An 11,723-nucleotide genomic window follows, 5' to 3' on the forward strand; every position below is an offset into this window, starting at 1 on the left:
TAGAGCGAAATGAATTACTTCGAGCAATTAAACGTTTAGGTAGGATACTATGGAAAAAATGGTCAGGCTATCATCGGCGAAGTTTGGTTGAAACTAAGATGCATTGCATCAAATTATTAGGAGATAAACTCAGTGCAAGGAGTTTTGATAGCCAAGTGAATGAGATCCATGCACGTGTAGCAGTCCTTAACAGATTTACGGAATTAGGTCGCCCACTTACCCAAGTTACGCCTTAAATTTGGCTCAATTAGGGGCGCTTTGCATTTCAAATCTTTGTGCAACAAAGCCATTTCGGGGGTATAGTTTGGTTTTTTCATCGGAATAGTCTCTCAGAATATTGACTCTCCGACAAACCCGGTACGGTTCAGTTTGTGCAACAAAGCCAAATTGAAATATCAAGACTAACAAGAAATTCAAATTGATTACTAATAGAGCGGCTCACGGTGCCCTATCTTTTAGAAAAACGTATCTGCCGATACATTAAACCGCTCAGACAATGCCTTAATATGACGAATATTCAGTTGGCGTTTACCACTTAAAATCTCAGAAATCACAGATTGGGTTGCAACTTCTGCTAAGTCAGACTGACCTAAACCATGTTGCTCCATCAAAAAAGCCAAAGCAGCACGACCATCCCCTTTAGGCATAGGAAGATGCTCATTTTCATAATCAGAAACCAAATCACCAAGCTGATGAATAAGCCCCATTAAAGGATTAGACTCATCATCACCAACGGTATCTAAAAGTTCATCTAAAGCTTCAACAAGTGTATGAAAGTCGTCTTCATTTTCTGGCTTGCTGAGCAATGGTGCAACGTAGTGCCAGTGGTCTACGGCCTGTTTAATCATCGCGTTCATACTAACCTTCCTTCCAATGACCTTTGTCATATTCTTTATGAGACAAGACATGACGAATATACACACGTTTTGCCTGATACATCACGACGGCAATAAGTCGGATCTTGTTCCCGCCAATATCGAATACATGGAACTTTCCAACTTTATCGACAGCTGGAAAGAGCTGTTTCATCTCAGCAAAATCTTTCGGATCGTTTGCCTTTATGGTTCGATACCAACCATCTAATGCCGTTTCAGCCTGTGGCCACTTTTGTATTGCTTCTATAATTCTAGCGTGGGTGATCACATGCATAACATTTTATCGCATTTTGCTATAAATCAAGTATAAACCAATTATCGCATTTTGCAATATTGAAGGGCCAGGATGAATAAAGCGCCAAATGGCGCTTTATTAATTATCAGAGGCTTTGTTGCACAAACCTATCTGTAAAGGCTTTTTCAGCGATATAATTTTCAAATGAAGAAGCCTACACACAAAATCTACCGCACAACCAATTGGCCCGCATATAATCGAGCACTCATGAGTCGCGGAAATATTGCCATTTGGTTTGATCCTGCTACGCTCCATCAAAAGGCAAGCAAGGGCGAAATCAAACCTACTGGTAATCCTCCCATAAATAACCGAAGTTAAAAGTGGTGGAAGTTGAAATCAAAACTGGTTTCTTATATAGGTTGATGACAATAAAAATGTTTAACCTATTTTTACCCGAGTAAAATGTTAGGAACAAAAGATTACTACTGTAATCTTTAGTTCCGTAAGTATCCGCTAGCGAATCCATTTAAATAGAAGCTAGCACAATTAAACAATTAACAAATCTTTTTCGATATCACTTTTCCCACGCATTTCAGATTCGTCATCTAGCCATTCTTTATGTTCAACATCATTAACTAAACTACTCATACCATGTGTAGCTGTAATCCCCATAGAATTTAATTTTGCTTGTAATGATTGAATCATGTTAAATCTTTCAATTTCCCAGCTTGATGCAAAGCATCTCCAGAATGTCCATCCTGCACGTTCTAAAGCACGTTGACGAATCATGTCATCATGCCATTGTTCTGGCCCATGATAGCTATCACCATCACATTCAACAGCCAAACGCTGATCACCATCTGACTCAACGACTAAATCGATTCGATAGCTACCAACCTTAACCTGTGGAGTAACTGTGTAACCCATTTCATGGAGTGTCGTAAATACAGATTTTTCAAACTCCGATTCACACAGGTCTAATTTTGCTTCAAATGATGCTTTTTGATCTTCTTGCAAATCATAAAAATGATTGAGTAAATTCAGCCTTAGATCTTTTGGAGATATATGATCACGATTCACGGAGTGGACAAGATACATCCTTTCACGAGCACGACTTGCAGCCACGTTAAATCTCTGTTCATGATCAGATCGACTCAAAGCATGACAATTCTCAGGATCTGCTACCATAGATAAGAAAATAATATCTCTTTCTGCACCCTGAAATGCTGAAGCATCTCCACAAGCAAATTGAACCTTAGTAAGAGTTCCTGCGCCAAACTCATTCAAAGCTTCTGATTGAATGAACTCAGCCTGTGCTGGACCTAGCAACGAGATCACGCCAATTGATCTATTCGTATATCGTTCATCTTTAAGAAGAAGTTTCATTTCCTCAATAATTGCTTTCGCTTCTATTCGATTAATATGTTTGCTATTTTTAGATTCTCTATACCCCTGCGGTGTATAAATTGCTACTAAAGCTGGACTTAACTGCTCAGATTTCTTCGATAATCGCATTGGCTTAATACGGTTACCATAAAAGTTTTTATTGCTGTAACTAATGATCGCAGGATGACAGCGGAAATGCTCTAGAAGCATCACACTTGACTCATAGATAGAAGAAGCCATGTCGTATAAAGACATATCTGGTGTTAAATATGCAGCATGTGGCTGACCATGTAGATAACGATTTCTTAATACATCAATTTGAGCACTTGCTAGACCGACATTACTCGGAGAAACTTGTTTATTATCCCCCACTACTAATAATTTTTTAGCACGCATTAAAACAGGTAATACGTCAATTGATGATTGTGATGCCTCATCCACAATCACTAAGTCAAAGAGGCCTAATTCAGCAGGCATAGATTCAGATACCTGAAGATGTGACATGACCCAGCAAGGAATAGCTGCTGTTGCCTCTTTAAGGGCTACTTGAGCATCTTTTCTATAACGTGGAGCATTCTTACCTGTCCCTTTTCCATAGTGTTGTACAGCAATTTTATAACGCTGTAATGCAACTAAAATTTTATCCGAGGCATTTTCCTTTAATGCCAGCCATGTCTTGTTTGCTGCCAATTGAGCATAATTTTGTGATAGATTCTTCTCGTGAATACGACGGCGCTCATACAAATTTTCAATTTGACCTGTATTACTAATGGCCATTACAAAAATCTCAAGACGTTTCCATTCCCAAGCCTCTAGCAATGTATTACGTAATACAGGATCCTCAATTTCTTCAGCGTACGGAATTTCAAGAATGTCTTTACTAACAATCAAAGCATTTGTTTTACTCAATCTAATACTGGCGGATTTAACTCTTTCAAAATCCTCAGTTAGATCTTTTAAATGTGATAATTTTTTTAATAGATCAGCATACTCTCCAAGTTCACTTTCATGTAATGAATTGGAATCAATCTGAGATACAATTTTTCGTAACTGATTTGATATCTTATTACCAAACTCTGATAAATAAAGGATTTGATCAGCCAGTTGTTGTTGATAGACTTCTAAATTAAATATTTTTAACTTCTGCCCTAACAATTGAATCAAGTCATCAATATTTTTAGGTAATCCGTAGAAATGGCTTTGTTGCACAAAGATTTGAAATACAAATCCCCCTAATTGAGCCAAATTTAAGGCGTAACTTGGGTAAGTGGTCGACCTAATTCCGTAAATCTGTTGAGGACTGCTACACGTGCATGAATTTCATTGACTTGGCATCAAATTTTCTTGCACTGAGTTTATCCCCCAATAATTTGATGCAATGCATCTTAGTTTCGACCAAACTTCGGCAATGATAGCCGGACCATTTTTTCCATAATGTCCTGCCTAAACGTTTAACTGTTCGAAGTAATTCATTTCGCGCTAGCGAGCTACTCTTTGTATCTTTCCATGGTTTCGCATTTTTTCTAGGTGGAATCACCGCATGCGCTTGCCGATCTGCAATGATCTGACGGCATTGCTTGGTGTCATAAGCTCCATCGGTATAAACAGAGTTAATCTGCTCATCTTGTCGAATCTGATCGAGTAAATCACCAAGCACTTGTGAATCACTCACATTATTTGTAGTGAGTTGAATGGCGCGTATTTGAAGGGTTTTGGCATCTATACCAATATGAAGTTTACGCCATTGGCGACGATATTCAGGTCCATGTTTCTTCCTTTTCCATTCACCTTCACCTAAAAACTTTAGACCGGTAGAGTCTACCAGCAAGTTAAGCCCACCACTGCGTTTTTGATAATTAATCGCAATATCAATATGTTTTTGTCTTCTGCAAAGCGTACTGTAATCTGGTGCGGTCCAATTTAATCCACAAAGTTTAATCAGACTTTGCACAAAGCCAGTGACCATACGTAAAGATAAACGGAATAAGGATTTAATCATTAAGCAGCATTGGATAGCTGCGTCGGAGTAGGTTTGATTTCGCCCTTGTTTGCCTTTTGATGGAGCATACCATTGCGTAGCAGGATCAAACCAAATGGCAATATTTCCGCGACTCATGAGTGCTCGGTTATATGCGGGCCAATTGGTTGTGCGATAGATTTTGTGTGTAGGCTTCTTCATTTGAAAATTATATCGCTGAAAAAGCCTTTACAGATAGGTTTGTGCAACAAAGCCGGTGGAAAGTCAAAAAAATGTGGAATATACAACACAACTCTAAGAGTGTTTAAAATAAAAATCCAATAAATAAAGCCACCATACTATCTAGATAATAATAAGGTGGCTGATGAGAGAGGAAGAATCTGACATAAAATGTCATTTAAAACAAAATTAAAACCATGATTTATCATTTGTAGATATTCTGGTTTAGGTGAAAATTAGTATAATTATTTTACATCACAACTAAAGCGTGTTGCCTGAACAATCAATTGCTCAGCTGGACAACTGACATTGACAGTCACATCATCCCCTACGCCGATACAGGCATTGTTCAATAACCAATCAGACCTAGAGGTATGTCGCCAATTTGACTCGGAAGGACAACGATAGCGTACTTCCTGTAACCTACAAGCATTATAGACATGTTTAGGGCGTTGTGCTTTGCCAAGTACTCCTACAATACGTGTACTTTTTCCACCGTGACAACTGATTGCCCCAACTCGTGTTCCTGCTCGAATAGCACGATTATAATTTTCCGCCTGCTGTTTTTTCTGAGCTTCTGCGGCTAATCTTAAGTCTTCCTGTTTTTTACGCTCAAGCTCTTTTTGGCGTTTTTCTTCCTCCTGTTTTTTGACTAAAGCCTGCTGTTTCTGTTCAGCCTCTTGTTTGCGCTGTTGTTCTTGTTTCTTCAAAAGCTCTTGTTCATCTTTTTTCACACCTTCTTTTGATTTATCAATACTGCTACTTTTTTGTGAAGAAAATGCATTAGACGAAGTACTCCTTGTTTGATTTACTTGCTCCATATGCTGTCGTTGTTGCTGAGCATTACTTATCGTCTTAGAGATACGAGCATTAAAACGAATACGGTCATTTTCAGCTTGTTGCATTGTACTATTCAAAGTATTTAAACCATGAAGTGCAGCATTTGCCCACATCTGTTGATTTGCTTGTCTTTCAGCCGCTGCTTCGCGTCGCTGTTGTATTTCACGTGCTTTTCTTTCACTTTCTACACGTAACTCATTTTGTCGCTCTGCATTCGTCAACGCTAAGCTGCGCTCTAGACGTTGCTTATGCCAGTCATCTACACGTTGACCAGCTTTAAATTCACAAGAACTATTGATCCATTCAGATTTACCCAATTCTGTTAAATAGAGCGTACGACAGCTTCCTTTACCATGGGGAATACCATCTTTGAGTTGCCCCCTAAACCAATACGTTGCGTATTTATAATAGCCATCTACATCTTTTTGCTTATTTTGTAAAGTAAATTGAGGAATGGGAGGCGGAGATGTATTACTTGTACATCCCACAAGTCCCATAAATATGATCATTATCATCAAATGACGAGACATTATGGAGCTCCCTGCGTTAAAACAGACATTACTTTACGGACCCGGATATTAGCTGAGGTCTGCGCATGGGTTTCATTCATACTTTTACTTGCAAAAAGATACGGTATAACGAGCCAACCATTGCTCACGATTCGATAATCCAAATAAGCAGTTGTTGATGCAATCTGCATCCCATTTTCATACATCGTGAGCTTACAGCTTTCTTCCGAAGTTTCATCATTTGCAGGGAATGTTCCTGCGGTGATTAACCATAAAAAACCTGTAAGAAATCCAGAATCCTCACTCCAACGATCTTGTTGACAAGCCACTCTTAAAAAGTATCCATGAGTAGATGGCTGATCTAAGTTTGTACGTTTGACTGAAGAAAATAATTGTGTGGCTTCCCATGCTCTAATGTCAGCATTTACATAACTGTGACTGGATAATTTTTGAAAATAGATTTCTAAAGGCTGTTCTTTAGTAATATTCAAATTAAGTGATTGCGATATTGTAGGAGCTTTCCGCTCATGAACACCTAATGTTGCTTGACAGGCTGTTAAAGCAATCCCCACCAATACAACTAAAACCCTTGAAAGATATCTCATATAACTCCCCGATCATCTAAATTTAGAAAAAATTCAATTTATCATCTGTATTTAAGATTCTACATCACCAAATGGAGATATCACTGCATTTTTTCTAATCAAATATAGATGCCAGTCAATTAAACTGACTAGCATTGGATACGGACTTTTTTAATTTAGACGAGATGTAATGCCTTACATCATGCCAATTAATAATCTAACCTTCACTAAATACAAATTACATTACAACCTATCCAATTGATTTAAATATATTTTTATTCTAACTTTCCATAACAATGTGATACATGCAATTACCAATTTTTGTGAGTAAGATTGTGAGTAAGCACTTTCTAAAATACCGTTACTCACATCACATGCTAAACGATCTTAAAATCAAAAGCTTAAAGCCACGTGAAGAATTATACCGCGTGGCTGATCACTCAGGACTCTGTATAGAAATCCGCCCGTCTGGTAGCAAATTCTGGCGTTATCGCTACCGATTTCTTACTAAAGCCAAAATGCTCACAATCGGTCAATATCCCGAAATTACTTTAGCATACGCTCGCTTGAAAACAATGGAATATCGAGAACAACTCGCTAAAGGAGTAGACCAAATAAGCCACCAGAAAAAAGAACGCCTTGAAGCAATCAAAGCAAATAATGGTACATTCCTTTTAGTCGCCAACGAATTTATGAATTCTCGAAAAACTCAACAATCAAAGGAATGGGAACAACGCCGCAGCAGTTATTTTGAGAAGGATGTTTATCCTCTTATCGGTAATAAACCTATTCATGAGATCGACTCGATTGATATTAAAAATGTTCTTGATAGCACTATGGCAAGAATCAAAAAATCAGGAAGAGGTACAGGGGAAGTTAAGGGAATTTTTGTTAGGCAAATAATAGGTGAAGTCATGGAATATGCCATTATCACAAAACGTATTTCTATTGACCCTACCTACATCCTTAGAAGCTACATAAAGCAGCCAGAAGTAACTCATGCCAGACCCTTGACTGAATCTGAAAAAAGAGAACTTATGTCTAAGCTCAATACATACGGTGGCTCTACTAGTACAAGAAATGCTATCAAAGTGGCAACATATACATGGCTTAGAAGCATTGAAATACGTCGAGGCAAAAACTGTCTTGGTATATTAGCATCCATATCTATTGATTATCCAATCCCTTAACCTAGGCATGACTTTGTGAAATTAACACGCATTCATCACTGTAAAAACTTGAATGTGCAAAAGTACAAACAGCTTGAGAAACAAGCTGTTTTACTTGGTCGTATTCGTAGCGAGGTGTGGGCTAAATATGGTGCTATTTCAGGTTTGAATATCAGTGACAGAGCTATTCGTGATGCGTGGATGAAAGAAAGTCGTGACTTTGGTGTTTCTGCAAATGCGTGGAAAGAAACGCTACGTGATTGCATAGGTGATATTAAAGCCTATCGAGAAGCATCAAAAGACAAAGTAAAGCAGGCGATCCGAAAACGCACCTCCTGTAATAATGAACAAAAAAGACTATACACCTTGCTTAAAAAAGATGAATGGATGACTGATAATTTCCTCCATCGTCAAATGCGTAATCACTTTAAGCATGGTGTTAATCACACACATAATCAAATTATTGTTCGTGCGGATATGTGTAAAACTTTTGAGTTAAATGGTCAATGTTGGCTTAAAGTGCCGAGTCTAGTCCCTCGACAAACCATTAAAATTCCACTAAACACCACTGTTGATTTTGCGCCACAAGGCACACTTAGAATCATTCTAAAAAACGGTAATGTTGAAGTTCACTCAACTTATGATGCAGTTGAAACACAGGATTGTGGTCAGGAAACCGTAGGTGTTGATAAAGGTTATTCAGAAGCCTTTGTGGATTCTGATGGTGAAGTATATGGCAATGGTTTAGGTAAATTGATCTCAAGTGAATCAGACTACCTAAATCAAAAGTACAAACGTAGAAATAAGCTCAGAGCGATTTCTAAAGCCAAACCGCACAAGAAACAGAAAATTGAGTTAAATAATCTAGGTCGAAAAAAACTAGATAAGCGACAAGATACTCAAAAAGCAAAGCTCAAAACATTAATATTTACAGCAACTCACAAGTTGGTTGATAAAGCCAAAGTGATTGTTGCGGAAGATTTAACATCCCCAATTCAAAGTAAACGCAACTATGGCAAAAACACCAATAGACGCTTAAATACATGGGCTAAAGGTTTGTTAGCTAATGCCCTAACTTCTATATCTCACCGTAGAGGTTCTACGGTGCATCTAGTCAATTCTGCATATACTTCGCAAAGTGATTCTTTCTTGCATGGCCTTTTAATAGGTACACGTAAGGGAGATCGTTTTCACCGTTTCAATGGGGAAGTTGTGCAAGCTGATTGGAATGCTGCGAGAAACGTGCTTGCAAGATTAAACGACAATGAGATAAGTCGTTATACGCCTTACAAAACTGTAAAGCGTATATTGCAAGAACGGACTGACCGCTACAAGTCAGAACTGACCGACTCAGGCTCTAGTTACACGCTTGGCAACAAGACATTAACAGAGTGCGAATTAGTCCTTGAGTATGTTTGAATACATTTTAAGGAACAGTATCCATGTCTACCCTCAACTTTACTTATTTTCAGATAGCAACCAATCGAGAGCACTCATTTTTACAATACCATTATAATTCGCTTCAGTCCCTATCGTGTCTAAGGTAAGCAAATACTTGGGATACGAATCAGAAATTTTCTGTAATGGACGTAACTCTCGGCTGAGTGTCTCCTCATTGAGCGTTTCTAATGCCACCTGATAATAAGTTAAATTCTGTAAAGTATCGACAGCAACAAAATCAATTTCATATTCATCAACCCGCCCTACATAGACCGTATAACCTCGTCTGACAAGCTCAAGATAAATCACATTTTCTAAGATATGACCTTGATCAGCATTAGCATCAGGCAACATAATCCGGCGCAATCCGACATCAACTAAATAGTATTTTTCAGAGGATTGTAATAACTCACGCCCGCGTACTTTAAATTGTGCGGCACTATAAAATAACAAACTGTCCTGTAAGCCCTGAATATAGCGTTTTACTGTTTCAAATGAAATCTTAACCCCACTTGAAACAAAGGTATTTTTAATTTTATTGATGGAAATAGGTGAGCCTGTCACGCTTGCCAAATATCTTGCGACACGCTCGAGAGAGTTAATATCAGCAGTATTCAAACGAGGAATAACATCTTTAAACATTACACTGGCATAGACCGCTTGCAAGTAATCATAGGTTTCCTGCTGACTAGTCATGGCAAGCGTATAGGGGAAACTACTGTGCGTGTACATGGCATACAAATCACGATTGGATAATTGTTGGATGATCGGATTATTTTCAATATGCCACTGTTTAAACTCTTGGAATGAAAGGGGTAAAACATGTTGCTCTATATAGCGTCCTGTGAGTAAAGTCGCAAGTTCTCCACTCAGAAAGAATGCATTTGAGCCTGTAATATATAAATCGATATAATCTCGAACATATAAAGAGTCGACTACTTTTTCAAAATTAGTAACATGTTGTATTTCATCTAAAAAAACATAGTTTTTTTTGCTTTTATCAACTTTAGACAGTACATAATCATGTAGTTTACGGTAATCTGTGAGTTCTTCAAATTCCATAAATTCGAAATTGATAGCAATGATGTTTTCGGCTTGTACACCCTGTGCTTTTAGGTCTTGTTGAAACATCGCCAATAAGGTGGATTTTCCAGAGCGACGCACACCTGAAAGTACTTTAATGACATCACGGTCTTGCCATGTATTCAGAAATTTTAAGTAGCCATCACGTCGAATATTAGCGCTTCTCATTATTTACACTTAGAATCTAAAGTTTTAATAAATTCTATCAAAGTTTAGAACCTAGATGTAAAAATATTCAATTTTAAAAAAAGTTTAAAGTTTAAGTGAAACATTCAAAGCTACTGTTGAAGCATGCAAACAGTAGATCTGATAAAAATCCAAATTCTGTCTTTTTAATTATTTTCCATGTCATGTTATGTCATTGATGCTGCGACTTAACTACTATATAAATTAAGTGAAAAGTAAAAGGAATTAATATGTTAACTAGAGTGGAACTTATTTTTGTTGTGCTGATGGTCTCAGCCTTAATCCTAATTGCTTATGAAATGCTAAAAGGTTTATTTTAGAGCATCTATACAATTTTTGATCAAAAAAAAGCCCACAGAGGGAATCTATGGGCGAAACTAAGGACCTTGACGGTCATTCAGAAACTACAGCTAGTTTCTGGTTGTGATTCTAGACTGAATTAAAAATAACCACATTGGCTGAATGTATCAAAAGTTAAATCATGTGATTAATCATTGATACATCTGCAAAAATGAGCTCATCGCTCTGTTGATTAATACAGTAATTCACCAAACAAATCCGCTCTAATCTCTTCCAGACTCAGATCTGATTTCATTCTATTACAGATGGGATGAACCAGCAGACCATTCTCTAGAACACCTTGCCCACCTACGGCTTTGGCAATCCGATGATCCGATTCAGTAGAATCAAGATAGATCAATCCATCACAAATGAGGCAAAAGTTATGATTACCCACCACAAAATTGTGCTTAAGCAGACTCTTGGTTAATGCCGAAAAGGCCTTTGGCTTTGACCGAGAAATTGGACTAATCGACTCCACATATCCCACCACATTCTTGACTACTGCATCATCATAACCACCCAAAAACCTTTCGACATAGAACTCGTTAAAGTTTATGTACTTGAAGGCCTTAGACATGGATTGAATAAATGTATTCAGGCATTTCTCATCATCAAAATCAACCTCCATTTCCAAGCTTAAGCAAATAAAGGCTTTATAGACAATTTGTAGCCGATCATAGCCCTTGATACCACTGCCGAACTTACCGACCGTTTCGGTGGTCGCCACGGGGAAATTGGCGATCAAAAACTTGAACCGTACCGGGTTTGTCGGAGAGTCAATATTCTGAGAGACTATCCCGATGACAAAATTAAAATATACCCCTGAAATCAGAGAAAGAGCGGTTCAATTATTGATTGAATCTGAAAAAGATTATCC

General features: G+C 37.9%; 6 protein-coding genes and 6 pseudogenes. 4 read left to right on the forward strand and 8 right to left on the reverse strand.

From position 1 onward, the window contains the following. Window positions 1–236: pseudogene (locus FTV32_RS14815) on the forward strand (IS5/IS1182 family transposase); the annotation flags it as partial. A 219-nt stretch (window positions 237–455) separates the two neighbouring features. Here FTV32_RS14815 and FTV32_RS14820 read toward each other — a convergent pair. After that, window positions 456–857: a type II toxin-antitoxin system HigA family antitoxin gene (locus FTV32_RS14820; protein WP_035268402.1), complete on the reverse strand. Its 402-nt coding sequence runs from the start codon at window positions 855–857 to the stop codon at window positions 456–458. 1 nt (window position 858) lies between these two features. Next, window positions 859–1,149 carry a type II toxin-antitoxin system HigB family toxin gene (locus tag FTV32_RS14825; RefSeq protein WP_035268404.1) on the reverse strand — a complete coding sequence of 97 codons (291 nt, stop codon included), beginning with the start codon at window positions 1,147–1,149 and terminating at the stop codon, window positions 859–861. A gap of 165 nt (window positions 1,150–1,314) precedes the next feature. Here FTV32_RS14825 and FTV32_RS14830 point away from each other — a divergent pair. Then, window positions 1,315–1,457, forward strand: a pseudogene (locus FTV32_RS14830) (IS5/IS1182 family transposase); the annotation flags it as partial. 199 nt (window positions 1,458–1,656) lie between these two features. Here the strand turns inward: FTV32_RS14830 and FTV32_RS14835 are convergent. The 4 genes and pseudogenes from FTV32_RS14835 to FTV32_RS14850 all read right to left on the reverse strand — a co-directional run. Next, window positions 1,657–3,690, reverse strand: a pseudogene (locus FTV32_RS14835) (AAA domain-containing protein); the annotation flags it as partial. Between the two features lie 53 nt (window positions 3,691–3,743). After that, window positions 3,744–4,675: pseudogene (locus FTV32_RS14840) on the reverse strand (IS5 family transposase). 263 nt (window positions 4,676–4,938) lie between these two features. After that, window positions 4,939–6,063: a hypothetical protein gene (locus tag FTV32_RS14845; protein WP_051586599.1), complete on the reverse strand. Its 1,125-nt coding sequence runs from the start codon at window positions 6,061–6,063 to the stop codon at window positions 4,939–4,941. Beyond that, window positions 6,063–6,647: a hypothetical protein gene (locus FTV32_RS14850; protein WP_143047385.1), complete on the reverse strand. Its 585-nt coding sequence runs from the start codon at window positions 6,645–6,647 to the stop codon at window positions 6,063–6,065. The genes FTV32_RS14845 and FTV32_RS14850 overlap by 1 nt, the downstream gene beginning before the upstream one ends. 353 nt (window positions 6,648–7,000) lie before the next feature. Here FTV32_RS14850 and FTV32_RS14855 point away from each other — a divergent pair. Then, window positions 7,001–7,765, forward strand: a pseudogene (locus FTV32_RS14855) (tyrosine-type recombinase/integrase); the annotation flags it as partial. 66 nt (window positions 7,766–7,831) lie between these two features. Further along, window positions 7,832–9,214 (forward strand): IS200/IS605 family accessory protein TnpB-related protein, encoded by a 1,383-nt coding sequence (locus FTV32_RS14860; protein WP_168370265.1) that lies wholly within the window; start codon window positions 7,832–7,834, stop codon window positions 9,212–9,214. Between the two features lie 39 nt (window positions 9,215–9,253). Here FTV32_RS14860 and FTV32_RS14865 read toward each other — a convergent pair whose 3' ends face one another. Beyond that, complete coding sequence (locus FTV32_RS14865; RefSeq protein ID WP_005021600.1) at window positions 9,254–10,486, reverse strand: ATP-binding protein; 1,233 nt, start codon at window positions 10,484–10,486, stop codon at window positions 9,254–9,256. Between the two features lie 550 nt (window positions 10,487–11,036). Further along, a pseudogene (locus tag FTV32_RS14870) lies at window positions 11,037–11,597 on the reverse strand (HNH endonuclease signature motif containing protein); the annotation flags it as partial. Between the last annotated feature and the right edge of the window lie 126 nt (window positions 11,598–11,723).

Origin of the sequence: Acinetobacter sp. YH16032 (assembly GCF_013417345.1) — a bacterium.
Lineage (GTDB): Bacteria > Pseudomonadota > Gammaproteobacteria > Pseudomonadales > Moraxellaceae > Acinetobacter.

Coding starts and splice junctions, on each gene's coding strand:
- FTV32_RS14820 (WP_035268402.1), bottom strand. CDS start 857: ATGAACGCGATGATTAAACAGGCCGTAGACCACTGGCACTACGTTGCA.
- FTV32_RS14825 (WP_035268404.1), bottom strand. CDS start 1,149: ATGCATGTGATCACCCACGCTAGAATTATAGAAGCAATACAAAAGTGG.
- FTV32_RS14845 (WP_051586599.1), bottom strand. CDS start 6,063: ATGTCTCGTCATTTGATGATAATGATCATATTTATGGGACTTGTGGGA.
- FTV32_RS14850 (WP_143047385.1), bottom strand. CDS start 6,647: ATGAGATATCTTTCAAGGGTTTTAGTTGTATTGGTGGGGATTGCTTTA.
- FTV32_RS14865 (WP_005021600.1), bottom strand. CDS start 10,486: ATGAGAAGCGCTAATATTCGACGTGATGGCTACTTAAAATTTCTGAAT.